Source organism: Devosia sp. Root436 (assembly GCF_001426345.1).
Lineage (GTDB): Bacteria > Pseudomonadota > Alphaproteobacteria > Rhizobiales > Devosiaceae > Devosia.
The window spans coordinates 1-25,042 of the sequence record NZ_LMEM01000013.1 but is presented as its reverse complement, the minus strand read 5'-3'; the positions used below and the strand labels follow the sequence as shown (position 1 = coordinate 25,042).

Here is a 25,042-nt window from a genome sequence, read left to right as displayed (position 1 = left end):
GTCTCCTCAGTTCGCTCGGCCGAGGGCAGCGTCGAATTGCTGCCAGATCGGGCTCATGTCGATAACCGAGCGGGTTCGCATCGCCTGGTCCATGGAGAGGGCCAGAAGTCCCGCTTCGAGCGCATCGGTCACCGATACGGGGAGTGGCGCGCCCTCGATCATGTGCAGAAGAATATCCTCGGCCATCTGCTCGTCGGCGCCGTAATGCTGGCTGAGGCCCGAGGTCTTGTAGGTGGCATCGACCAGCCGGTCGGAGGTGCGGCTGTCGGTGACGCGCAGGAAATTGCGGATGAAGTCGCCCTCGGCCATGCCCTGCGCGCCCATCACGGCGAAGCGGCGGAAGTCGTCGGGGACATTGAGATTGGTGTGGAAGGTCAGCGCGGCGCCGTTCGCGTATTGCACGATGGCCGTCTGGTAATCGATGATGTCGCCATCGCTGTCGAAGACCTTGTCGCTGCCCTGCCAGCCGCTTGGCTTGCGGTGATAGACTTCAAGGTCGTTGACGCCCAGATTCTGCGGCGCATTGGCCGGAACAAAGGTACGGCGGCCGCCGAAGCTGGACACATAATGCGGGCGGCAGCCCATGACCCCGTTATAGAGATCGAGGTCGTGGCAGCACTTTTCCAGCATGAAGCTGCCCGAATAGCGCTCGTAGCGCCGCCAGTCGCGCATGAAGAAGGCGCCGTGATAGGGCGGGATGTGCTCGGAGGCCTCGATGGAAGTGATATCGCCCAGCATGCCATCGGCCTGGGCCTTGCGCAGGTCGACATAGAGCGGGGCATAGCGCAGCACCAGGCCGACCATCAGGTTGTCGGAGCCGTATCGGGCGATGAGCTTTGCCAGTTCCATGGTCTCCTCGACCGTGGTCACGACAGGCTTTTCGGTGAAAATCTTCTTGCCGCGCTCGAGGCCGATGCGGATGTGCTCGAGATGGAGATGATTGGGCGAACCCACCATCAGCAAATCCAGCTCTTCATTGTCGAGCAAAGCTTCGAGCGAGGCATAGGCCTTGCCGACCGAAATGCCGTGCTCGACCGTATAGGGAAGACCCGCCGGGGCGGGATCGACATAGCCGGCAACGGAAAAGTCGGGGCGGGCAGCGGAGAAGACCCGCGCCAAATAGCCCAAACGATATCCGAGGCCGATAATGCCTACCCGCATGCTGTCCGTCCCTGTTTTTAGACCGCCAATCTCTTCCGGATTGGTGTGGTATTCTGTAAACGATTTTCAAGATTAGGATCGTTCCGAAAGCAATGTCAACACGAATCCGTCACACTTTCAATACCAATTTAAGCCACCCCTGAAATTTGCTCAAAGCGGCGGCATTTTGCTGCATTTCTGGGCGTTTATATCGAGTTCACCGTCTTTTCCGGTGTGGACAAGCGTCACGGAAACGGGCAGCATGCCCAAATTGGTATTCATCTGGGCCCCAATGGCGGCTTTCATGGTGATGACACCAATGAAAATTTAGAACACAAATAGTTCATAGGGCGGCCGCGACCGGCTTGCCGCCTGACCGGAAACCCACGAGAGCTTTCATGAGCCATACCAACCCTTTCCCCAACGATCCCGACCGGGGCGCCATCTGGACCATGCTGGTGGAACGCGACATCGCCGCCTTCGTCGCCGCCGACTGGAGCATGGTCGATGGCGACTTCATCAAGGAGGGGTTCCTGGGCATCAACGGCAAGAAATCCGGCAATCCCGATGAATGGCGCATCAGCTTTCCGACGCTGGAAGCCTATCGCGACGACTGGATCCGCCAGGCGCAGGAGAGCCAGAAGCTGGACTATGCCGAGGACGTGCTGGAGGGCATCCACCGCGCGACGCGCCTTACCGAGATCGAGATCAACGGCGACATCGCCATCGCGCACAAGAAATTCGATGGCGAGATCAGGCTGCGCGATGGCGGCAAGGACGTGCTGAACTGGCAGACGCTGTATTTCCTGCGCAAGGTGGACGGGGCGTGGAAGCTGACGGGGTTTGCGGGATATCTGCCCTATCCGATGGGTGTTTCCCTCGCCCCTTGAGGGAGAGGGTGGTTCTTCAGCGGAAGAACCGGGTGAGGGGTGCTGCGCTCACCCATGCCTCTGAGCGTAGGGAGAGTCCGACACCCCTCATCCGCCCTTCGGGCACCTTCTCCCTCAAGGGGAGAAGGGGAAAACCGCTAAATTCAGATTCGCCGAGAGACAACCGATGTCCTTTCTTTCTCCGCAACGCCTGACCATGCTGGTCTTCTTTCTGCAGCCCGTCGCCTTCGGGTCGTGGCTGCCGCGGATTCCGGATGTGCAGCAGGCGCTGGGGCTGGGGCCGCAGGGGCTGGCGATTGCGCTGCTGGGGCTGCCCTGCGGCACGCTGCTGACGCTGCCCTTTGCCGGGCCGCTGGTGGGCAGGATCGGGCCGCGCATGGCGATCCTTTGCGGCTTCGTACTCTATTCCATCGCCACGAGCCTGCCCGCCTTTGCCCTGAATCCGGCGATGCTGTTCGTGGCGCTGATGCTGGCGGGATCGACCATTTCCTTTGTCGAGCTGGGGCTCAATGTGCAGGCCGACGCGGTGGAGAAGGCGACCGGCTCGGTCATCATGACGACATCGCACGGCTTCTGGTCGGTCGGCATCATGGTGGGAAGCCTGATGGGCTCCGGCCTTGCCGCGCTGGGGCTGGAGGCCAGATGGGCGATTCCGCTGGTCGCCCTGGTGGTGCTGCCGGTGGCGCTTGTGGTCTCCAACGCCCTGCCCGTCTTCGCGCCGGAAGCGCCCCGGCAGGAGCAGCAGCGCTCGGTCTGGGCGCTGCCGAGCTGGGCGCTGCTGGGCATATGCTTCTTCGTCTTCGGCATCACCATGACCGAGGGGGCCATGGCCGACTGGTCGGCGATTTTCCTGCGCGACGCGCTGGGGGCCGAGAGCGGCATAGTCGGGCTGGGCTATTCGGTCTTCGCCATGATGGTGGCGGCCGGGCGGTTCGGCGGCGACAGCCTCAAGAAGCGGTTCGGCGCGGTCAATACGGCGCGCATCTGCGGCGTGTTGGCAGTGGCGGGCGCGGCAATCCTTTTTATCGCGCCCAATACGCCGGTGGCCTTGTTCGGCTTTGCCATTATCGGGCTCGGGGTATCGGTGGGCTTCCCGCTGGCGGTGACGGCGGCGGCAAGCCTGACCGACCGCACGGCTTCGGCCAATGTGGCGATCCTGAGCTTCGTCGCGCTGCTGGGCTTTCTGGTCGGGCCACCGGTGATCGGCTTCGTGGCCGAGCATTTCGACATGCGGCTGGGCATTGCGTGCCTGGTGCCGGTTTTGCTGGTGAGCCTGCTGCTCACCGGGCGGCTGGCGACGAAACAGCGGGCGCCCGCCGCCAATCCTGAAGCCGAAATTCCCGGAGTGCTCTGATGCGCATCGCCGTTGCCGGGCTGCATACCGAATGCAGCACCTATAATCCCGTCCTCGCTCGCGAGGCCGATTTCCGCGTGCTGCGCGGGCCGGCGATGCTCAAGGACGGCTATTTCGACTTCCTGACGCATTTCCCGGCGGAATTCATCACCATTCTGCATGCCCGCGCCATTGCCGGCGGGCCGGTGGAGCGGGGCATCTATGCGCGCTGGAAGGCGGAAATCCTCGACGGGATCAAGGCGGCCCTGCCGCTCGATGGCGTCTATCTGGCGCTGCATGGCGCCATGTTCGTCGAGGGCATGCAGGATGCCGAGGGCGACTTTATCGCGGCGGTGCGCGCGGTGGTGGGGCCGGAGGTGCTGATCGCGGCGAGCTATGACCTGCATGGCAATATCAGCCAGAGGATCGTCGACAATCTCGATATCTTTTCCACCTACCGCACGGCGCCGCATATCGACGTGCCGGATACGATGCGGCGAGCGGTGACCATGCTGGTGCGGGCGCTAAAGACCGGGCAGAAGCCGATGCTGGCCTGGGCGCCGGTGCCGGTGCTGCTGCCGGGGGAGAAGACCAGCACGCAGGACGAGCCGGCACGGAGTTTCTATGCGCAATTGCAGGCGGTGGAGGACCCTGGTGGCATATGGGACGCCTCGTTCCAGGTGGGCTATGTGTGGGCCGACGAGTCGCGGGCCACGGCCTGCGCGGTGGTGACCGGCACCGACCGAACAGCGATGGCGGAGGCGGCGCGGCACCTGGCGCAGGGCTATTGGGATATCCGCGAGGAGTTTGCGTTCGGCACCAAGGTCGGAAGCATTGCGGAATGCGCCGGCTGGGCGATGGCGGCGGGGACCGGGCCGGCCGTATTGGCGGAATCGGGGGATAATCCGACCGGTGGCGGCGTGGGCGACCGGGCGGAGGTATTGGCCGAGCTGATGGCGCGTGACGCGCAGGGCGTGGTGTTTGCCGGCATTGCCGACAGGGGCGCGACGGACGCGGCCTATGCGGCAGGGGTGGGTGCGAGGGTCGATCTCAGCATCGGGGCGAGCCTTGATCCATCGAGCAAGGCTGTGCGGGCCGAAGCCGAAGTGATGTTCCTGCTTGAAACCGGCAATGAGCTGCTGCGCGAGGCGGTGGTGCGGATCGGGGGCGTGGACCTGGTGCTGACGGCGCGGCGGCGGCCCTTCCACAATCTGACGGATTTTGCCCGGCTGGGGCTCGACCCGAAGGCTGCGAAGATCGTGGTGGTAAAGTCGGGCTATCTGTCGCCCGATCTCGGGCCCATCGCCAATCCGAGCCTGATGGCGCTGTCGCCGGGGGTGGTGGACCAGTTCGTGGAACGGCTGGAGCGCAAGCACAAATCGGTGCCGCAATATCCATTCGACCGGGATTTTTCGTATAGCCCACAGGTGCTGTGGTCGAAGCGCGCGTAACCTAATCGCGTCCCGATGCGTTCCGGCAGGAACCACCGGGAGTGTGATCATGGAATTTCAAGGCAAGGTGGCGCTGGTGACGGGCGCCGGATCGGGCATCGGCAAGGCGACGGCCCTGCGGCTGGCGGCGGGCGGGGCGCGCGTCGCAGTGTTGAGCCGGACGATGGAAGAAGTCGCCGAAACGCGCGACGAGATCCAGGCCAAGGGCGGCACGGCACTGGCCATCGACGCCGATATCTCGGATGAAAGCGAGATGGCGAGGGCCCTGGAGCGGACCATTGCCGCCTATGACCGGCTCGATATCGTGGTGGCCAATGCCGGGATCAACGGCATGTGGGCGCCCATCGACGAGCTGACGCCCGACGAGTGGGACAAGACGATCAGGATCAACCTGCGCGGCACCTATCTGACGCTGCATTTCGCCGTGCCGCATCTGAAGCGCGAGGGCGGCTCGGTGGTCATCGTCAGCTCGATCAACGGCAACCGGACCTTCACCACGGCGGGCGCCACCGCCTATACGGCGACCAAGGCCGCGCAGGTGGCCATGACGCAGCAACTGGCGCTGGAGCTGGGCAGGCACCGCATCCGGGTCAACGCGGTATGTCCGGGGGCGATCGAGACGGAAATCTGGGACAATACCGACAAGCGCAATGTGGAGTCCGTTGCCATTCCGGTGAAATGGCCGGAGGGACAGATACCCATCACCGGCGGCAAGCCGGGCAAGAGCGCGGACGTGGCGGATGTGATCGCGTTCCTGGCATCGGACACGGCGCGGCATGTGACCGGGGTGCCGGTCTATGTGGATGGCGGGCAGTCGCTGCTCAGGTGAGGCACGGTCGCCCCGCTCCCACCGCGCGGCACTCCCCCTGGACGCAGGGCTATCGCATATGACGGCTCCACCGGGCGCGGGCTCCCTCTCCCCTGAGGGGAGAGGGTGGGTTGAGGGGTTCAGGGCTTGTGTAAGCACGGTGCCCAACGCGGCGCTGAACCCCTCACCCGACCCTTCGGGTCGACCTCTCCCCTCAGGGGAGAGGTGACTTGCGCTTCACTCCATATGCGATAGCCCTGCTGGACGGGGGAGGCTGGGAGGGGGGGCGGTTAGCCCCAATATCGGGGCCAAACACCCCCTCCTGCCCCTCCCCGCAAGGGGGGAGGGTGACGACTGATAATTCGGTGCTACGGCGCGAAAAACCCCGCATCCTCTTCCAGCAGGTATTTCCTGGCCCCTTCCGGGTCGATATCGAGCCCAAGCCCCGGACCCGGCAGCAGGTCCACATGGCTGTCGATGACGATCCGATCGGGGAGGCCGATGACGATGTCTTCCCACCAGGGGTCGGAGGCGCTGGGATATTCGAAGGCGATGTAGTTGGCCGGCAGGGTGGCGCAGACATTGATGAGGGCGCCGAGGCCGAGCAGGCCGTTGGCGGTGCCGTGCGGAGCCATCATGATGGAGTGCATATAGGCGTGCTCGGCCACCCATTTGAGCTCGGCTATGCCGCCGATATCGGCGGGATCGGGGCCGACGACGCGCACGGCCTGGGTTTCGATCAGTTCCTTGAAATTGTGGCGGAGGTAAATCTGCTCGCCGGTATGGATGGGCGTGGATGTGGAGGTGGTGAGTTCGCGATAGGCCTGGGGATTGACCCAGGGAACGTAATCGCCGGTCAGCATGTCCTCGAGCCACATCAGGTCGTATTTCTCGACGGCGCGGGCAAAGCGAATGGCGTCGTTGAGGAACCAGCCGGGACCGCAATCGAGGGCGAGGGACACCTTGTCGCCCAGCACCTCCTTCATGGCGGCGACGCAATCGAGCATGTGGTTGAAGCCGCGCTCGGAAATCTGCCCCTGGTCCATGGCGCCGTGATAGCCGGCCTTTTTCTGGCGGACGCCATAATGGAAGTCCTCGACATTGTCCTTCATGTTGGAGTGGAAGGAGATGCCCTGCTTGACCATGAAGAAATTCTGCGGCTGCTCCATCATCCACTTGACGTCGGCGGCATAGTCCTCGGGCCGGTCGCCGCTGCGCTTCCTGCGGATAGAGCCGTTATAAACGCGCACCTTGTCGCGCACCTTGCCGCCGAGGAGCTTGTAGGCGGGGACATTGGCGGCCTTGCCAGCAATGTCCCACAAGGCATGCTCGATGGCCGAGACGGCGGCGCCATAGGGCTTGAACGATCCGCGCTGGCGGATTTTCAGCATGCAGCGCTCGACATCGGTGGGGTCCTCGCCGAGCAGAGCCTCGCGGAAATGCAGCACCCACGGCTTGAGATAGGGCTTGGTGAATTCCACCTCGCCCAACCCGTAAAGCCCCTCGTCGGTGACGATGCGCACGATGGGGTGGCGGCCGATGACGGCGCAGCGCAGGTCGGTGATCTTCATGTCTTTTGCTCCTTTTCTTCACCTCTCCCCTGAGAGGGAGAGGTCGATGCGAAGCATCGGGTGAGGGGTTCAGACCTGGTGCTCGAGCCGAGAGGGTGAACCCCTCACCCCGACCCTCTCCCCTGAGGGGAGAGGGGACGATTGGCAGCGCGGCGTTGCTAGCTCCATGTCCGGTCCCAGGAATATTCCTCGTCCCAGTGGTCGGTGGGTTGCCAGATGCCGGTGACGCCGGGTTGCAGGTGCTGGCTGATGACCTCGTCGACCACGTCGTCGATGCCGAGGCCCGGCTTGTCGGGCACCTCGATGAAGCCATCCTTGACCAGCGGCTTGGGCAGGCCGGTGACGATATCGTCCCACCAGTCGACCTCGACGCTGTGATATTCGAGCGCCATGAAATTCTCGGTGGCCACCGCGACATGGGCGGCGGCCATGGCGGCGATGGGGCTTTCGGCCATGTGGATGGCCATGGCGACGCCATGATCCTGCGCGGCGTCGCCGAGCTTCTTGGTTTCGAGGATCCCGCCAGAGGTCAGCAGATCGGGATGGATGACCGAAATGCCCGATTGCAGCAGCGGCTCGAAGCCTTCCTTGAGGTAGATGTCCTCGCCGGTGCAGATCGGCACGGTGGTCGCCTGCTGAAGCTGGCGGTACTGCTCGGTATATTGCCAGGGGATGACGTCCTCGAGCCAGGCGGGGACGTATTTCTCGATGCGCCGGGCCAGGCGGATACCGTTCTGCAGCGAGATGTGGCCGACATGGTCGATGGCCAGCGGCACTTCGTAGCCGATGACCTCGCGGACTTCGTGGATATACTGCTCAAGCAGGTCGATGCCCTTGTCGGTGAAATGCAGGCCGCTGAACGGGTGGCGCACATTGTGGGTATCGTAGACGGCGTTGCGCGCCCGGCGATCGTCCATGGACTTGACCGGGCCGCGGCCGGGATGGATGCGATAGGCCTCGAGCGAGCCGGCTGGGGCGACGACGGCGCCCGGCACATCGGCTATCTGCATCAGCCCCAGGTCCATCTTGAGGAAGGTGAAGCCGAGATCCATGCGCGCCTTGAGGCGCCTGCCGGTCTCGGTGCCGCTGGGCTTTTCGGCATCGGTATCGCAATAGACGCGCACCTTGTCGCGGAACTTGCCGCCCAGCATCTGGTAGATGGGCACGCCATAGGCCTTGCCGGCGAGGTCCCACAGCGCGATCTCGATGGCCGAGACGCCGCCGCCCTGCCTTCCATGGCCGCCGAACTGCTTGATGCGGCGGAACAGGCGATCGACATCGCAGGGATTTTCGCCCAGGAGGCGGCTCTTGAGCATCAGCGCATAGGTGGCGCTGGCGCCGTCGCGCACCTCGCCCAGGCCGACAATGCCCTGGTTGGTGTAAATCTTGAGCAAAGCCGAAGTGAAGGGGGCGCCGACGATTTCGGCGACGCGGATATCGGTGATGCGCAAGTCGCTCGGGCGCGAGCTCATGCGGACATTGTTCTCGATGGTTTCGGCAAATTCCTTCGTCATGAAAACCTTCCCTCAATTGTCTGTTCCCCGAGGGAGGGGGTCCTTCGGTGATCACACAACCACCCCCTCCCCGGCCCTCCCCTCAAGGGGGAGGGAGGCCGACTGAAAACTCCGAACGCTACCCGCCGCTCCTGCGGGCTCCGTTTCTCTTGGCGACGCCCATCTGTTCGATGATGTGGCGGCCCGAGCCTTCGACGTGGCGGGCCACCACGGATGCGGCGCGGTCGGCGTCCTGCGCGCGGATGGCTTCGATCAATTCGCGATGCTCGCGCAACACGGCCTGGCGGCGGCTGAGCGAGGTGGGAAAGCGGCGGCTGATGGCGCGCAAAATTTCGCGATGCTTCCACCACAGCCCGGCGGCATGGCGGTTGTAGTGGCGATCGTAGATAAGCTGGTGGAACCTCGTATCGAGCTCGCCATGCTGGCGGGGATCGGCGAAATTGAGCGCCTCGATCTCGGTCTGGGCGGCTTCGAGGTCGGCAATATCGGTATCGGCGGCGATGGTGACGAACCACCGCGTCAGCGCCGGCTCGATCAGCATCTCGATCTCGATGATGTCGCGGACGAAGTCCTCGTCGATGGCGACGACGCGGGCGCCGCGATTGGGCTCCATCACCACGAAGCCCTCGCCGCGCAATTGCTGCAGCGCTTCGCGCACCGGATTGGTGGAGGTGCCGTAGGCGGCGGCAAGATCGGCGACCTTGAGCCGGGCATTGGGTTGCAGCCGGGCCGAGATGATGTCCTCGCGGATCATTTCATACACGGAGACCTGTGGATCGTTTGCGCTTCTGGGCGGCGCGATTGGGACGTCAGTTTCGCTCATAACCCTGTTTAGGCGGCTTTCCGGGACAAGCCAAGCCGGTTAGCACGTCAAAATAACGAAATAATGTACGATCCATTCGATATTGACAGACAAGTTCTGGTCTGGAAGTGTTCGGACCGGGAGAGACATGGGTCACCAAGGCCCGCCCCGACTGCAGGTTGTTAGCGCTAGCGCGATGCCTGCACTTCTGAGGAGGCGCAGCAGAGCTGCGAGGAAGCCCAGGTTCGGCCGAGGGGCTGGACGGTCTTCCGAATGTGAGGAGGACTATCGATGACTGACATGCAAGGCCGCGTCACGCGGCCGGGCCCGACGTTGCATCGGCAGGTCGTTGCCTATGCCATTGCCGCCGTGACGACCGCATCGCTGATGTCGACCACCGTCTATGCCCAATCGGTCGATCTCAGCCAGTGGTCGCCGGATTATATCAGGTCCATCGCCGGCACCGAGACCTTCGATACGGCCGGCCATTGCGCCGATGTGGTGCCACTCGATTATACCGGCAGGCTGACCTATTGGTGGACCGGCCCGACCGAAGCCTCGCCGCAGATCGAGCACACGATCAACGACGAATTCTGGGCCGCCTGGGCCAAGACCTATCCCAATATCGCAACCGACGCGCAGAACATCGACTACAACCAGTTGCTCGACCGGCTGCGGACCACCCTGCTCGGCAATGCCGGGCCGATGGTGGTGCGCCTGCAAATCCTGGGCGGGGTGGAATTCGCCTCCAAGGGCTATTTCCAGGAGCTGACGCCGGAAGATATCGGCTATCCGACCGCCGATTTCTGGCCGGGCGCCATGAAATCGGTGACCTGGGACGGCGTGACCTATGGCGTGCCGACCAATAACGAAACCATGGCGATGATCTGGAACGCCGATATCTTCGAGCGGGCCGGACTCGATCCGGAAAGCCCCCCGGCGACCTGGGATGACGTGGTCACCTATTCCAAGACCATCCACGACAAGCTGGGCATTTCCGGCTACGGCCTGGTGGCCCGGCAGAATGCCGGCAATACGCCGTTCCGCTTCATGCCCCAGCTCTGGGCCTATGGCGGCGGCGCGCTGGACGAAGCCGAGGCCAGCCCATCCTACCAGGATTCCTATCTCGACAATGACGGCGCCAAGGCGGCGCTGCAGGCGGCATTCGACATGTATGTCCGCGACAAGTCAGTGCCGACTTCGGCGCTGACCAATACGCAGAACGAAAACCAGTCGCCCTTCATCGCCGGCCAGCTGGCCATGATGATCGCCCACCCGTCCGAATATGCCAAGATGGTGGACCTGGCCGGGCAGGCGACCGGCGCCGACAAGGAGGTCGCCGATACCGTGGTGGCCAATATGCGCTATGGCCTCATCCCCGAAGGCCCGGCGCGCCGCGCCGTGGTGTTCGGTGGCTCCAACATGCACTTCATCAACGAAGAGTATGTCGAGGGCGGGTTCGATGAACAAGCAGCCAAGGCCTTTGCCTGCTTCTGGAACAGCCCGGAATGGTCGACCAAGCTGGCCTGGACCGGGTCCAACCCCGGCAACCTGGCCGGGTTCAAGACCGAATGGATGAAGGAACGCCTCGACACCATCAAGTTCCTCGACGTCACCACATCCATGCTGCCCAGCGGCATCCCCTTCCCGGTCATCCCCGAGGCGACCGAGATCATGAACATCATCGTTCCCGATATGCTGCAGAACGCATTGACCGAACGCATGACGGTGGATGAAGCGGCAGCCGACGCAGCCGCCAAGGTCGACGCCCTGCTCGGCGGCGGTCTCTAAAGGTTCCTCCCTGCCCATGCCGGCGGCGCCAAGGTGCCGCCGGTGCTTTCGACCATCGAAGGAAAGGACGGGCCTGAGCATGGCAACGGGACAAGCCGCAGGGCCACCGATCACCAGGGCGGCGCGGAAAAAACCCAATATCGTCAGCCGCATCATCAAGCATCGGGCTGATTATCTCTATGTGCTGCCGGCGCTGATCGTCATGCTCGTGGTGATCGCCTTTCCGATCTACTACACGATCGAACTGAGCTTTTTCCGCACGCCGCCCAACCTGCAGATGAAGGACAAGATCTGGACCGGGCTGAGCAATTATTCGACCGTACTCAACTCGTCGGTGTTCCATGAGGTGACCATCCAGACCATCATCTGGACCCTCGCCTCGACGGTGTTTTCATTTCTGCTGGGCCTGGGCGCTGCGCTGTCGCTGCATCGCGAATTTGTCGGCCGCGGCGTGCTGCGGGCGCTGCTGCTGATCCCCTATGTAATCAGCGCCGTGGCGGCGTCCTATGTGTGGAAATGGCTCTATCACTCCGATTTCGGGGTGATCGGGGCGATTTCGGTGGCGCTGGGCTTTACCGACGAGCCGATCAATTTCCTCGACAACCGGCAGACCGTGCTGGCCTCGCTGATCGTGGTCAACATCTGGAAGGAATTCTCCTTCGCCATGGTGATGCTGATGGCCGGGCTGCAGACGGTGCCGGACCAGCTGCATCGCGCCGCCATGGTGGATGGCGCCAATACCTGGGACCGCTTCTGGCACGTCACTTTCCCCCATCTCAAGGGCGTGTCGATGGTGACGATCCTGTTGCTGATGGTGGCCAATTTCAACTCGTTCATCATCCCCTTCGTGATGACCGGCGGCGGGCCGGCCGACGCCTCCCATATCTGGATCACCCATATCTACCAGCTCGCCTTCGGGCGGCAGCAATGGGGCGTGGCCTCGGCCTATGCGGTGATCCTGTTCGTGGTGATGATGACGCTGGGCTACTTCTACGTGAAGGCGCTGACGCGCGGCGACGAAAACCGGGCGGGAGGCTGAGCGATGGCGGTTCGGGCACAGTTATCGCAGTCGTTCTTCTATCTTTGGCCGGAAATCGTTCACGGGGCGGGTTTTGCCTGCATTGCCTTCCCAATCACTGTGTCATTCCGGCGAAGGCCGGAATCCATCCTGAGGTCGCCCAACGCGAGAGGGAGGTGGATGAATCTCAGGATGGATCCCGGCCTTCGCCGGGATGACATCGTGATTTTTGAGGCGAGGGTGCCGCGCACCGGTCTTGGCCAGACCTGCGCCATATCCTTTCCAGGAGCCCTCACATGACCGATGCAACCGCGTCCCGCATCCGCCCCGTGGTGAAAAAATCTGTCGACTGGTGGCGCTGGGCGGGGCGGGTGTTTCTCACCTTCCTGCTGCTGTTCACCGTGCTGCCGATGGCCTGGATGATCCTGACTTCGGTCAAGTCGCAATTCGCGGCGATGCAGTATCCGCCGCAATGGTGGCCGGCCGAGCCGACGCTGAACAGCTATTTCAAGCTGCTCAACCCCAATGAGCGGATCGGCCAGGATTTCCTGCGCTACTTCTGGAACAGCTTCTATGTCTCGCTGCTGACCACGATACTGGGCGTGGTGGTGGCGGTGCCGGCAGCTTATGCCTTTTCGCGCTTCCGCTTTCCAGGCCGCAACTTCATGTTCTTCGCGGTGCTGGTGCGCAACATGTTCCCGGCCGTGGTGTTCCTGATGCCGCTGTTCCTGCTGATGCGGTGGATGGGGCTGGTCAATACCCACGGCTCGCTGATCCTGACCTACCTGACCTTCGGGCTGCCGCTGTCGATATGGCTGCTCAAGGGGTTCTACGACAACATCCCCATCCAGCTCGAACAGGCGGCGCGGATCGATGGGGCGACGCGGTTGCAGGCGTTCCTGCTGATCGTCATGCCGCTGTCGACGCCGGGCATCATCGCCACCTCGATCTTCTCGTTCATCGGGGCGTGGAACGAATATGTCTATGCCTACACCTTCCTGTCGCGCGACGACCAGATGACCCTGCCGGTCGGCATCCAGCGGTTTTTCACCGAATTCGCCACCGACTGGCCGGGCCTGATGGCGGCGACTTTCCTCATGAGCGTGCCCGTCGTGGTGATGTTCCTGGTCCTGCAGAAATACTTCGTGCGAGCCCTCACCGAAGGCGCCGTCAAACATTAGGAGATCCGTTGATGGCCGAGGTCGTCCTCCAGAATGTCATGAAGACCTACGGCAATCTCTATGCCGTCAACGATGTCTCGCTCACCGTCAATGACGGCGAATTCGTCGCGCTGGTCGGCCCGTCGGGGTGCGGCAAGACGACGACGCTCAACCTGATCGCGGGGCTGCTGCCGATGAGCGGCGGCGATATTTCCATCGGCAACCGCGTGGTCAACGATCTCGACCCCAAGGACCGGGACATCGCCATGGTGTTCCAGAACTACGCGCTCTATCCCAACAAGACCGTCTACAGGAACCTGGCCTTCCCGCTGCAGATGCGGAAGCTTCCCAAGGAGGAGATCAACCGCAAGGTTCAGGATGCGGCCAAGCTCCTCGACATCACCCACCTGCTGGAGCGCAAGCCGCGCGAATTGTCGGGCGGGCAACAGCAGCGCGTGGCTTTGGGGCGGGCACTGGTGCGCGATCCGGCAGTGTTCCTGATGGACGAGCCGCTGAGTAACCTCGACGCCAAGCTGCGGGTGCAGATGCGCAGCGAGATCAAGCGCTTCCACCACAATCTCAATGCCACCGTGGTCTATGTGACACATGACCAGCTCGAGGCGGTGACCATGGCCGACAAGATGGCGGTGATGAGCGGGGGCCTGCTGCAGCAATACGACACGCCGGCTAATGTGTTCGCCAACCCGGTCAATACATTCGTGGCCAGCTTTGTCGGCAGCCCGGCGATGAGCCTGATCCCGCTCGAAGCGGCGGGGAATGCGCTGCGGAGCCCGGAGGGTTGGGAATTGCCGCTGTCCCAACTCAATGCGCGCAAGGCGGCCAATTCGAGCACGAACAAGATCGTGCTCGGCGCGCGGCATTCGACGCTGAAACTGCACAAGGCGGCGGTGCCGGGGGCGGTGCCGGGCAAGATCTATACGGTGGAGCCCACCGGCGACGTGACCTTCGCGCAGGTGTTCATCAATGGCGCGGTGGTCAACATCAGCCTCGACCCGACCGCCAGGATCGAGCCCGACGAGACTGTGTGGATCGAATTCGACCAGGAGCGTATGCACCTGTTCGATGCCGAGACGACGATGGCGCTGAAGGCGATCTAGAAATGAAAATCACGGCCATCATCCCCTACCCCACCTGGGTCGGCATCCGGAACCAGCTCATCGTCAAGGTAGAGACCGACGAGGGCATTTATGGCTGGGGCGAGAGCGGGTTATCGGGCCGCGAAAAGGCGGTGGCCGGGGCCATCGAGCATTACCGGGAATTTCTCATCGGGCGCGATCCGATGGCGATCGGGGCGCTGTGGCAGGAAATGTATCGCAGCCAGTATTTCGAGGGCGGGCGGGTGCTCACCGCCGCGATTTCGGCCATCGATATCGCGCTCCATGACATCAAGGGCAAGGCGCTCGGCGTGCCGGTTTATCAATTGCTGGGCGGCAAGCAGCGCGACCGGATTCCGACCTTTGCCACCACCAGGGGACCGTGCGGCCCCGAAATGATCGAGCAGGCGCGCGAGCTGATGGATATGGGCTGGGACTGCATTCGGCTGTTTCCGCATGGCCACGGCAATCCCGAGATCTACGAGCCGCGCCAGAGCATCGGCGAGACGGCGAAATGGTGCATCAAGACGCGCGAGGCGCTGGGCGCGGACGTGGTGCTGGGGGTGGACTACCACCATCGGCTGTCGGTGGCGGAGGCGGCGAGTTATTGCCAGAAAATGCCATCGGGCACGCTGGATTTCCTCGAAGAACCGATCCGCGACGAAACGCCGGAAGCCTATGAAGCTTTGCGCAAGCTGACCGACGTGCCCTTTGCCATCGGCGAGGAATTTGCCAGCAAGTGGCAGTTCCTGCCCTATATCGAACGCGATATCCACCAGTTCAATCGGATCGACGTGTGCAATGTCGGCGGGCTGACCGAGGCGATGAAAGTGGCCGGGTGGAGCGAGGCGCATTATGTCGACATGATGCCGCACAATCCGCTGGGGCCGATCTGTACCGCGGCGACTATCCACTTCGCGGCGGCAGTGGCCAATTTCGCCTGGCTGGAAACGCGCGCAACGCCGGGCGAGCTCTATCATGGCTTCGACAATGCCGAGATTTTCATCACCCAGCCGCGGCTCAACGGCGCCGTCTATGAGGTCAGCGACGCGCCGGGGCTGGGCGTGGAGGTGGATGAGGCGCTGGTGAAGCAACAGAGCTTCAAATTCTGGGAAGCGCCGCATCTGCGGCGGGCAGACGGTTCGGTGACGAACTGGTAAGCTTCAGCACGCAGTGGAGGAACCAAGCATGATCAAGACCGCCGATATCACGCGGCCACCCCGGCACCTGATCGAGGGGCTGAAAGACCTCGGTGCCGCGACCATCGCCGGCACGCTGGGTCATATGGGTTTTCGCAACCCGCATATGACCGGCATCCTGCCCCAGACCATGGGCAAATCGATCTGCGGCCCGGCCCTGACGCTGCAATGCCTGCCGCAGCGGCCGGACCTGTTCAGCGAAGGCGAATATGCCGACCCGGAAACGCAGCTGCATCGGCATGTGCTCTATCATGTGCAGGAAGGGGACGTGGTGGTGGTGGATGCGCGCGGCGACATGCGCTCGGGCATCTTCGGCGACATGATGAGCACCTATTTCAAGGGTCGCGGCGGCGCCGGCATCATCATCGACGGGGTGATGCGCGACCGCCCGAATGTGGAGAAGCTCGACCTGTCGCTGTGGCTCAAAGGCTGGTCGCCCAACTACCACGTGCAGACGGATATCTACCCCAATGCCGTCAACGTCACGATTGCCTGTGGCGGCGTGACCGTCGTTCCGGGCGATATCATCGTGGCCGACGACGACGGCGCCGTGGTCGTTCCGGTGTCGATGGCCGAAGCTGTCATCGAGCAGGGCAAGTCGCATGCCGAGTGGGAAGAATTTTCCCGCATGAAGCTGATGGAGGGGGCGTCGCTGCAACGCTATTACCCGCTCCATGCCGATGCCCAGGAAGAATACCAGGCCTGGCGCAAGCTCAATCCGGTCAAGCACGGCTAAACGCTGCCCCTCGACGGTAGGGCTATCGCCCTATGGAGGAATTCCATCGCTCACTGAGCGCGGGCTCCCTCTCCCCTGAGGGGAGAGGGTGGGGTGAGGGGTTCAGTGCGGGGAATGGCATAGCGCTAGACGCGGCGCTGAACCCCTCACCCGGCGCTGCGCGCCGACCTCTCCCCTCAGGGGAGAGGTGACTTCGGCGCCACCTCCTCAACCGCCGAACAGGCCGCCGGGCAGTTTGGGCAGGACCAGAACAGGCGCTGCCGGAGCGGCCGGGGCGGCGGGTTCCTTGCGCGGCTCCGGTTCACGCTTGGGTTCAGCTTTGGGGACCAGAACATCGGGCAGTTCGGGCGTGATGCAGCGATTGCCGAGGGGGATGGTGCCCGGCGGGCAGACACAGGCGGTTCCCGCATTGTTGGGCACGGCGGGCGGGTTGCACTGGATGGGCTCGGGCCGAACCGGGGGCTCATCGGTGGCGACGCATTGGTTGCCCTGCGCCCTGGTGCCGCGCGGGCAGATGCAGACCGTGCCATCGGCGCTGGGCTGGGCCGGGGCGTTGCAGGAGATGGCGCGCTTGTCATCGGGCTGCGGCGGGCGCGGAATCGGCAGGGGAGGACCGGCGACGCTGAAGGGCGCGCAATTGCCCCATTGCCCGCCTGTTGGCGCGGTGGTCGGGTTCACGTCGGCAAGCGCCGCTTCATAGTCTGGCGGCACCGTGGTCTTGCCATCGGCGACGAAGCAGTTGCGATAGCCGCTGCCGGCAGGAAGCGGGTCATCCAGCGTCACCGAGAAGGTGATGGACTGGTTGACCGGCAGGCTGAGATTGGCCAGGCACTCCGATGGCGTGGAAGTGCCGCTCCAATCGGCAGGCCATGCGCAGATGGTGGGCAGGGCCGTATTGGTGATGCTCGAAATCGGGGCGGTTACCCCGGTCCCGGCATTGGAAACGCCGTCGCCGAACAGCACGGGACCGCTGAAATCCTTGCACTGGGCCCGCACGGTGATGGTGAAGCTGCAGGCGGGACTGCCGCCGGGGACGCAGACTTCGGGAAAATCGGTCTTCTTGGTCACCCATAGATAGGATGAGCCGCAATCGGGCGGGGTCACCGGCTCCTTGTCGCGGACGCAGAGGCTGGCCGAGGCCTCGTCATGCTCGTGCACCGGGCCAAGCAGGGCGCTGGCCATGTTGCCGGGGACTGAATTCAGCGCGCTGTCGGATGCGGTCACCTGGGCGTAATTGGCCAGGCACCGCCAGTTGGGCGTCGGGGCCGGATTGGGCACCAGCGTCGTCTGGAAACTGAGGGTGGCGGTGGCGCCGGCGGCGATGGTGGGAATGGTCCAGCTCACCGTGCTGCCGCTGACCGTCGCCGGCTGGCTGAAAGCGGTGGGATTGGTGAGATCGACCGGCAGTTCGTCCTCGACCGTCACACTGGTCAGCGCGGATGTCGACGTGTTGGTGACCGAGAGGGTCACCGTGGCGATGACGTCGCCGCTGACATAGTGGAAGTCGACATAACCAGGATTGATGGTCTTGGTGAGGTAGAGATCGGCGCAGGCATTGCGGGCCAGCGTGGTCAGATCGGCATCGAGCGAACCATAGCTGCTGGAAAGGGAGCTGGTGCCCAGCAGTGCATCGAGATGGGTCGAGACACTGCCGATGCCGATGCCGACAATGGGCGTGCCCTGGCCGTAGATGAGGTTGACCGCCGCGATGGCTTCGTTGGTCGCCAGCACCGAATTGGTGGTGTAGGCGACATTGCCGCTGCCATCGAGATAGGCGGTAGGGGTACCGTCGGTGATGAAGACGATGATGGTATTGGGGCTGGGCAGCAGCCCATTGGCCGCCAGCAGGGCCGCTTCCCAATTGGTGCCGCCGCCGGCGGCGGGGTTGTAGCCGTTTGTCACCAGCGGGAAGGTGCCCGAGCCCATCGGGTAGCTGACCACCGCACTGTCCGAGAAGCGGATCACCGCGGCCTGCGCGCCGTTGCTGTTGAAGATATTGGCGGCATTGGTCAGGGCATTGTTGACGTAATAGGTGGCGTTGGCATCGGCGATGGAACGGGATTCGTCGACCACGAAGATGACATTGGTGCCGCAGGACGGATCGTATTCGGGTTCGTCGTCGGGTTCATCGAAATCGTCGTCGTCCTCGACCACGGTGACGCAGCTTTCGTCGTTGAGACCGTAGCTGTCGGCCAGCCCCGATGCGGGCAGCACGCCGACGGTGGCGCAATTTTCGAACGTGCCTGTTTCGTCGATGGTGGCGTCGAGCCGGATTTCGGAGGTGGCGCCGCTGGCCATGATGCCGCTGCCGGTGAACTGGCAGGTGATGCTGGCCGGGCCGGTGGCCGGGATGGGGGCGCAGGTCCAGTCGGCGCCGGAGGCGGCCGTGATGGTGATGCCGGCGGGAATGGTGTCGGTGACGCTGAGCGCCGCAGTGGCGTCGAAGGCATCCTCGACATTGCCGACCGTCAGCACGAAGGTCCCTGCCCCGGCCACGGCGCCGGGTTCCCAGGTCTTGTCGAGCCGCACGTCGATATCGCGGAGTTCCTCGTTGACGAGGTCGGTGCAGGAATAGCCGACCTCATCGTCATCAAGGGTCAGCAGGGCGCAATTGGTGGCGTCGACCGCAGCACCCTGGTCGGGCAGTTCGATCTCGACCGCGATCGACGAACTGTTTCCCAGCGCGGACAGGCTTTGCCAGTCGATCCTGCATTGCGCCGGATCCGCGGGGGCGAAGGGGGGCTGGGTGCAGGTCCAGGGATCGGCCGAACCGAGCGAGATGATGGTCTGGCTGGCCAGATTGCTGCCGAACATCATCTGCTCGTCCACCACCAGGTCGCCGGCAAAGGGCACGCCGTTGGAGGTGACGGTGATGAGGCACAGGCAGCGCGGCAGGCCGGTTTCGGGATCGATGGCGCAGGCCTGGCAGGTCTTGATTATGTCGAATTCAGGCAGCGCACAGTCATCGCCCAGGCAGGTGGGATCCTCGGGATCATCAGGCTCGTCGGGCGTGTCGGGATGTTCCGGGTCTTCGGGATAGCTGACATAGGGCGGATCGGTTTCGTAGCCGGCGCCGCCATAGGTGCCGATATAGGGTGGGGCGCCGCAGCCGCGGCGGTAGACCGCCACATCGCCCTCGTGGCCGTTGACCTCAGTGGTGCCGGGGAGCGGACCGAGATCGAGCATATAGCTGAACCAGGGCGGGGTGTTTTCGGGTTTGACCGGACCGGCGGGTCCGACCTGCAGCCCGTCGATGGCCAGGGGGCCGCCAGCCAACAACTGGTCGGCAAGGTCGTCGTCCTGGCGCAGGTCGTCGGCGGTGCTGAGCAGGGAGGCTTGGCAATAGGTCAGATCGAGGAGGCCGTTCTGGTCATAGCCGTAGCCGATATCCACGCCGCCTTCGCTGCGCCGGTTGTCGCCACCGAAGCCGATGGCATATTCCTCAGGCTCTTCGATCCAGCGGCCGGGTGTCGCCGGGTCGTCGGGGCTTTCGAGCCAGTAGCGATAGGTGCGCGCCTCGCCGGTTTCGGCGAAGCCGGTATAGTCATAGGTGGCGGTAATCTCGCCGCGCTGCGCCAGGATCATTGCGCCCAATTCGGTGAAGACGATATCGCTAACGGGGAGCTTGGAGGGACGCTTGGGCACGTCGAGTTCCCAGCGCGGATCGGTGGCGAAGGCGCCCGTTTGCGGGTCGATGCCGACCGACCAGACCTGGCTGTCATCGAGCACCGCGTAGTAGAGGCGGCCATCATGCACGGCGAGACCCCAGACCTGGCGGTCGGGGTCGGCATAGCCCCAGCTGTCGGGGTCCTCGGTATCGAAATCGCCCCGGGTGATGTCGAGCGCGCCGGCCGGATCATAGGGTACCGGCGGCAGGCCGGCGGCACCGCGGCCGGCGACGCCGTGATCGAAAAGTTCCAGCTCGGCGCCATCGAGACCGAAGCGGTGGATCATGCCGGTAGCACGGTCGGAAACGAAAAGCTGCGCATGGGCCGCGTCATAGGCGATATTGCCGAGGGCAGCGCCGGGATTGGCGGCGCCATCGAGGGTCACATCGGCAAAGAGCGTGACCGCACCGGTAACGCCATCGACCTTCCAGATGCTGCCGGGGCCGCCGTCGGGCCCCCAGAGACCGGGCATGAAGGTGGCGCCCGGTTCGCCTTCGAGCAGGCGCTCGGGGCGGCCATCATTGTCGGTATCGGCTGCGACGATGGGCAGGCCATAGGCCGAGGTCGCGGTGAGATAGATATTGGGATATTCGGCATCGTCGAGGGTGACGCCGAAGACCTGGCCGACGTCGCGGGCCAGCACCAGATGCAGATCAGGCGCGACCGAGGCGCGGGCGTCCCAGATATAACCGGGCGCGGCGAGGCCGACGATGCGGGCAGCAATGCCGTCGAGATCGATCAGCGTCTCGTCGATGGGCTGGGCATCGTCGGGCAAGGTCAGCGGATCGGGCGCGACGGTGCCGGAAAAGCCGGTCACCACGGCATCGCCGAGATCGATGATGCCGGCGGGCAATTGCTGGCCGAGGGCGGCGCCGGGACCGGCCAGAACAATCGGCATGGCAAGCAAGAGCGTTCTGAGCATGGCTGTCCCCCGTCGTCCGGGTCTGGCCATGCCCATCGGCACGGCGCGGCGTCGTTACGGCAACGACGCCGGCCAAGCAGATGACAATCCAGCTCCCGCGACCACGGCGCTTACTCAACGCCCGATCAAATATTCAATCAAGTATTATTATTCCAAGAACTTTCAGTCGCTGGAATAATACTGGCGCAGCAAGATGTTAGGCCCCGAGGAGCCTAACGTACCATTTCGGGCAGGAACAGGATGATATCGGGGAACACCACGATTGCGGTGACGACCACCAGGTCGGCGAGCAGGAACAGGGTGACGCCCTTGAACACGTCGGTCAGCGACGCATATTCGCCGGCGACGTTACGGATGACGAAGACGTTCATGCCCAAAGGCGGCGTGATCATGCCGATTTCGAGCAGCTTGACCAGGAATACGCCGAACCAGACCATGTTGATGTTCTGCGCATCGAGCACTGGCATCAGCACAGGCAGGGTGACCAGCATGGCGCCGAACGGCTCCATGAACATGCCCAGGATCAGATAGATCACCACGATGACGAACATCAGCTCGAAATAGTTGAGATCATAGCTCTGCACCGCGCCGCTGATCAGCCCGGCGGCGCCGCTGAGGCCGAGAAAGCGGGTGAACATCACTGCGCCGACGCCGATGATGAACAGCGAGGCGCAGGTGCCCAGCGTTTCGAGGATCGACTGCCGCAGCACGGCCCATTTGAGCCGTCCGGTGATGGCGACGAGGCCGATGGCGCCCGCGGCCCCGATGGCGCCGGCCTCGGTGGCGGTGAACAGGCCCGAGAACAGTCCGCCGAAAACCAGCAGGATCAGCGCCAGGATCGGCCAGACATTGAGCAGCACCTTGCGGCCATCGAGCTCGTCGACACCCACCGCCTTGGCGGGGATGATATCCTTGCGTAGCCAGGCGATCAGCACGATGACGAGAATGTAACTCGCCGCCGTCAGCAGGCCCACCGAAACGCCGCCCATGAAGACCGCCGTCACCGAAGTTTCGGAAAAGACGCCATAGATGATCATCAGGATGGAGGGCGGGATCAGCGCGCCGATGGTGCCGCCCGCCGCCAGGGCGCCGGTGGCGAAACTGGGCTTGTAGCCGGCGCGGACCATTTCGGGGATGGCGATGCGGCCCAGCGAGGCGGCAGTGGCCAGGCTCGATCCGCAGACCGAGGCAAAGCCGGAGCAGGCGACGATGGCGGCAATGCCCAGCCCCCCCGGCACTTTGCGCAGCCCGAGCTTGGCGGCATCGAACAGGCCCGAAGTCAGCCCGCCGTGATAGGCGATGAAGCCCATCAGCAGGAACATGGGCACGGCCGACAGCGTCCAGCTGGCGATGAATTCGTAGGGGGTGTTGGCGAGGATGCCGATGGCGGGCGCCAGGCCCAGCATGGCCCACACGCCGGCAAAGGCGATGGCCATCATGGCAATGGCGATAGGCACCTGCAGCGCCAGCAGCACGAACAGGAAGGCGAGGCCGGCAAGACCAAGAGTGAGGTTCATTCCGCTGTTCCTTGCTTGGGCATCAGGCCCCGATAGAGCGTGACCAGTGCTGCCAAGCCAAAACCGACGGGCAGCACGAAGTAGCCGGGCCACACGGGTATGACGACGCTGAGGGAAAGCACGAAGCTGCGGGCGGAAAATTCACGCATGGCCACCACCCAGGTCGTATAGGTCAGCGCGGCATAGACACCGGCGGTCACCAGGGCGACGAATATCTCATTGATGCGGCCGATGCGGCCCTTCATCAGCGGCGCGAGAATTTCGATGGAAATCATCTCGCCGCGCCGCTCCGCCCAGGCGAGGGGCAGGAAGGCGATGAGGATCATGTAGTAGTAGGACACGATCTCCACCGTGGCCGGAACCGGCGAATGGGTGAGCTGCCGCATGACGACATAGGCCGTGATGTGAACCAGCATCGCCACCACGCCAACGGCGGCCAGCAGCGCCAGGCCGTCGGATATCCGGACGACCAGCCGGTCAAGACTCTCGCGCATCGCTTTTGACTCCACGAAGTCGATATCGGGGAAAAGATGCCCGCGGGCGGATCACCACCCACGGGCTCGTGGCTCAGAGGCCGTAGGTGGACCAGTCCACCTTGTCCCAGACTTCCGTCTGCACGGCCGCCGCAATGGCATCGACATCGCCATTGGCGGCGTCGGTTATGGCGGTCCACTTTTCGACCAGGGCCTGGAAGCGGGCGATCTTTTCGGCCGCGCCGGTGACGCCGAGCTGACTTTCGGCCACCTCGATGGCCGAGGCAACGTCGGTGAAGCGGAACTCGTTGGTGGCGTCGAGCAGGTCCTGGCTGGCCGGGATGATCTCCATGCCGGCATCGAGCGCGGCCTGGCGGGCAGCGGCAGCGCGGTCATAGCCCCAGCTCTGGGTGAAGAGCGCGCTGGAGCGGTTGGCGGCGCGGGTCAGGCCGGCCCGCAATTCGGGCGTCAGTTCGGCCCAGGTACCGCTGGCGACGGTGAAGTTGGACGTGGTGTGATAGGTGCCGAGCGGCAGGTCGATGATATACTTGGCCACGTCCACCAGGCGATAGGAGATCAGGTCCGACACCGAAGCCATGGTGCCATCGAGCACGCCCTGGGACATGGATTCGAAGGTGTCGCTGACCGGCACCTGGGCCGGTGCGGCGCCGAGCGCTTCGGCCCAGCGGGCATAGGGTGCGCCACCCGAACGCAGGCGCAGGCCCTGCAGGTCGGCCAGGGAATTGACCGGCTTGGTGGTCAGCAGCACGTAGATGTCGGACGAGCCGGCGCCGAGGAATACGCCGCCCATGGCCTTGAACTCGGCCTGGCATTCTTCGCAGGTCACCACATATTCGGTCACCGCCGCGCCCATGGCATGGGGCGTGGTAGCAAGGAACGCCAGATCGGCCGTCAACACCGTATTGGGCAGGTCGCCCGCAGCGAAGAGCGGCAGCACGTTGCCCACTTCGGCCAGCGAAGATTGCAGCGCCTGCTTGACGGCAACAATGCCGACCACTTCGGGGCCGATCATCAGGCCCGTCAGTTCGCCATTGGTCTCTTCGGGCAGGAATTCCATGAAGCTGTTATACATGGGGTCGGTCGCCGGGTGGGCCGGCGGCGCACCTGAAGCGAGACGCAGTTCACGCGCATCGGCGGCGGTGCCGGCAGCAATAGCGGCCAGCGACGCAACGGCGAGCAGTTTTGCAAGCTTATTCATTCTGTCCTCCCGCGGCCGGAGGATCCGACCGCACTCTCTCTTGGTTTCTAGTCTCCAGCCGCATTTTTGCGGTCTTGTGGTTAGATTCCGAGCAGGCGGCGCGCGTTCTCCTTGAGGATCAACGGTCGAACCTCCGGCTTGATATCCAGTTTCTCGAAATCGGTGAGCCAGCGATCCGGCAGGATGGCGGGCCAGTCCGAGCCGAACAGCATCCGCTCCCTGAGGAGGCTGTTGGCGTATTTAACGAGGATCGGCGGAAAGTATTTCGGCGACCAACCCGAGAGGTCGATGTAGACGTTGGGCTTGTGGGTCGCGACGGCCAGAGCCTCTTCCTGCCAGGGGAAGGAGGGGTGGGCCATGATGATCTTGAGGTCGGGGAAATCGGCGGCGACGTCGTCGATATACATCGGGTTGGAATATTTGAGGCGCAGGCCATAGCCTCCGCGCATGCCGGCGCCCACCCCGGTCTGGCCGGTATGGAACAGGGCCGGCACACCGGCTTCCTGGATCGCCTCGTAGAGGGGATAGGCCGCGCGGTCATTTGGGTAGAAGGCCTGGTAGGTCGGGTGGAACTTGAAGCCCCGAACGCCTCTGTGGATGGCTCCCGCATTGCAAGAGATAATTCGACGTTCTGGCGCATTGGTCGGGTGCAGTCTTCTGTCCGGCCTGTTGATGCAGCCATTAGAGACTGCTGATCTCTTCGGGGGTCAACGGC

Annotated in this window: 20 protein-coding genes and 1 pseudogene; 11 read left to right on the top strand and 10 right to left on the bottom strand. The window is 63.7% G+C overall.

The window, feature by feature from the left end:
• Positions 1 to 6 precede the first annotated feature (6 nt).
• Positions 7 to 1,161, bottom strand: coding sequence for a Gfo/Idh/MocA family oxidoreductase (locus tag ASD04_RS14825; RefSeq protein WP_056258541.1), 1,155 nt, complete (start codon positions 1,159 to 1,161; stop codon positions 7 to 9).
• A 150-nt stretch (positions 1,162 to 1,311) separates the two neighbouring features.
• Positions 1,312 to 1,446, bottom strand: coding sequence for a hypothetical protein (locus ASD04_RS20010; protein ID WP_280137679.1), 135 nt, complete (start codon positions 1,444 to 1,446; stop codon positions 1,312 to 1,314).
• Positions 1,447 to 1,538: 92 nt separating this feature from the next.
• Between ASD04_RS20010 and ASD04_RS14820 the strand changes: the two genes are divergently transcribed.
• From ASD04_RS14820 to ASD04_RS14805, 4 genes are all read left to right on the top strand, one after another.
• On the top strand, positions 1,539 to 2,030 hold the full coding sequence (locus tag ASD04_RS14820; RefSeq protein ID WP_056258540.1) for a hypothetical protein: 492 nt from the start codon (positions 1,539 to 1,541) through the stop codon (positions 2,028 to 2,030).
• Between the two features lie 166 nt (positions 2,031 to 2,196).
• Complete coding sequence (locus ASD04_RS14815; protein WP_056258538.1) at positions 2,197 to 3,384, top strand: MFS transporter; 1,188 nt, start codon at positions 2,197 to 2,199, stop codon at positions 3,382 to 3,384.
• The gene (locus ASD04_RS14810) at positions 3,384 to 4,814 is read left to right on the top strand and encodes a M81 family metallopeptidase (RefSeq protein WP_056258535.1); all 1,431 of its coding nucleotides are present in this window, start codon (positions 3,384 to 3,386) and stop codon (positions 4,812 to 4,814) included. The genes ASD04_RS14815 and ASD04_RS14810 overlap by 1 nt, the downstream gene beginning before the upstream one ends.
• A 49-nt stretch (positions 4,815 to 4,863) precedes the next feature.
• The gene (locus ASD04_RS14805; RefSeq protein ID WP_056258532.1) at positions 4,864 to 5,643 is read left to right on the top strand and encodes an SDR family NAD(P)-dependent oxidoreductase; all 780 of its coding nucleotides are present in this window, start codon (positions 4,864 to 4,866) and stop codon (positions 5,641 to 5,643) included.
• Positions 5,644 to 5,990: 347 nt separating this feature from the next.
• On the opposite strand, the gene ASD04_RS14800 is transcribed toward ASD04_RS14805, so the two are convergent.
• The 3 genes from ASD04_RS14800 to ASD04_RS14790 all read right to left on the bottom strand — a co-directional run bounded on the left by ASD04_RS14800 (position 5,991) and on the right by ASD04_RS14790 (position 9,530).
• A complete protein-coding gene (locus ASD04_RS14800) occupies positions 5,991 to 7,193 on the bottom strand; it encodes a mandelate racemase/muconate lactonizing enzyme family protein (RefSeq protein ID WP_056258529.1) in 1,203 nt (400 codons plus the stop codon).
• Positions 7,194 to 7,351: 158 nt separating this feature from the next.
• Positions 7,352 to 8,707 carry a mandelate racemase/muconate lactonizing enzyme family protein gene (locus ASD04_RS14795; RefSeq protein ID WP_056258527.1) on the bottom strand — a complete coding sequence of 452 codons (1,356 nt, stop codon included), beginning with the start codon at positions 8,705 to 8,707 and terminating at the stop codon, positions 7,352 to 7,354.
• A 118-nt stretch (positions 8,708 to 8,825) separates the two neighbouring features.
• Complete coding sequence (locus tag ASD04_RS14790; RefSeq protein ID WP_056258524.1) at positions 8,826 to 9,530, bottom strand: GntR family transcriptional regulator; 705 nt, start codon at positions 9,528 to 9,530, stop codon at positions 8,826 to 8,828.
• A gap of 366 nt (positions 9,531 to 9,896) precedes the next feature.
• Between ASD04_RS14790 and ASD04_RS14785 the strand changes: the two genes are divergently transcribed.
• The 6 genes from ASD04_RS14785 to ASD04_RS14755 all read left to right on the top strand — a co-directional run bounded on the left by ASD04_RS14785 (position 9,897) and on the right by ASD04_RS14755 (position 16,528).
• Positions 9,897 to 11,300 carry an extracellular solute-binding protein gene (locus ASD04_RS14785; protein ID WP_244488341.1) on the top strand — a complete coding sequence of 468 codons (1,404 nt, stop codon included), beginning with the start codon at positions 9,897 to 9,899 and terminating at the stop codon, positions 11,298 to 11,300.
• Positions 11,301 to 11,379: 79 nt separating this feature from the next.
• Positions 11,380 to 12,339, top strand: a complete 960-nt coding sequence (locus ASD04_RS14780) for a sugar ABC transporter permease (protein ID WP_156461269.1) — start codon at positions 11,380 to 11,382, stop codon at positions 12,337 to 12,339.
• Between the two features lie 275 nt (positions 12,340 to 12,614).
• Positions 12,615 to 13,499, top strand: coding sequence for a carbohydrate ABC transporter permease (locus ASD04_RS14770; protein ID WP_056258518.1), 885 nt, complete (start codon positions 12,615 to 12,617; stop codon positions 13,497 to 13,499).
• A gap of 11 nt (positions 13,500 to 13,510) precedes the next feature.
• A complete protein-coding gene (locus ASD04_RS14765; RefSeq protein WP_056258517.1) occupies positions 13,511 to 14,596 on the top strand; it encodes an ABC transporter ATP-binding protein in 1,086 nt (361 codons plus the stop codon).
• A 2-nt stretch (positions 14,597 to 14,598) separates the two neighbouring features.
• Entirely contained in the window at positions 14,599 to 15,753 is a 1,155-nt protein-coding gene (locus ASD04_RS14760) for a mandelate racemase/muconate lactonizing enzyme family protein (protein ID WP_056258514.1), read from the top strand.
• Positions 15,754 to 15,781: 28 nt separating this feature from the next.
• Complete coding sequence (locus ASD04_RS14755; protein WP_056258509.1) at positions 15,782 to 16,528, top strand: ribonuclease activity regulator RraA; 747 nt, start codon at positions 15,782 to 15,784, stop codon at positions 16,526 to 16,528.
• 207 nt (positions 16,529 to 16,735) lie between these two features.
• On the opposite strand, the gene ASD04_RS14750 is transcribed toward ASD04_RS14755, so the two are convergent.
• Entirely contained in the window at positions 16,736 to 21,118 is a 4,383-nt protein-coding gene (locus ASD04_RS14750; RefSeq protein ID WP_056258502.1) for a VWA domain-containing protein, read from the bottom strand.
• Here ASD04_RS14750 and ASD04_RS19480 point away from each other — a divergent pair.
• The gene (locus ASD04_RS19480) at positions 21,117 to 21,296 is read left to right on the top strand and encodes a hypothetical protein (protein ID WP_156461268.1); all 180 of its coding nucleotides are present in this window, start codon (positions 21,117 to 21,119) and stop codon (positions 21,294 to 21,296) included. The two genes, ASD04_RS14750 and ASD04_RS19480, sit on opposite strands and share 2 nt — an antisense overlap.
• A 34-nt stretch (positions 21,297 to 21,330) precedes the next feature.
• Here the strand turns inward: ASD04_RS19480 and ASD04_RS14745 are convergent, their stop codons facing one another.
• The 4 genes and pseudogenes from ASD04_RS14745 to ASD04_RS14730 all read right to left on the bottom strand — a co-directional run.
• Positions 21,331 to 22,635 (bottom strand): TRAP transporter large permease, encoded by a 1,305-nt coding sequence (locus ASD04_RS14745; protein WP_056258498.1) that lies wholly within the window; start codon positions 22,633 to 22,635, stop codon positions 21,331 to 21,333.
• Positions 22,632 to 23,129: a TRAP transporter small permease gene (locus ASD04_RS14740; protein WP_056258497.1), complete on the bottom strand. Its 498-nt coding sequence runs from the start codon at positions 23,127 to 23,129 to the stop codon at positions 22,632 to 22,634. Before ASD04_RS14740 ends, ASD04_RS14745 begins: the two co-directional genes overlap by 4 nt.
• A 73-nt stretch (positions 23,130 to 23,202) precedes the next feature.
• The gene (locus tag ASD04_RS14735; RefSeq protein WP_056258495.1) at positions 23,203 to 24,327 is read right to left on the bottom strand and encodes a C4-dicarboxylate TRAP transporter substrate-binding protein; all 1,125 of its coding nucleotides are present in this window, start codon (positions 24,325 to 24,327) and stop codon (positions 23,203 to 23,205) included.
• Positions 24,328 to 24,407: 80 nt separating this feature from the next.
• Positions 24,408 to 24,917 (bottom strand): annotated as a pseudogene (locus ASD04_RS14730) (amidohydrolase family protein); the annotation flags it as partial.
• Between the last annotated feature and the right edge of the window lie 125 nt (positions 24,918 to 25,042).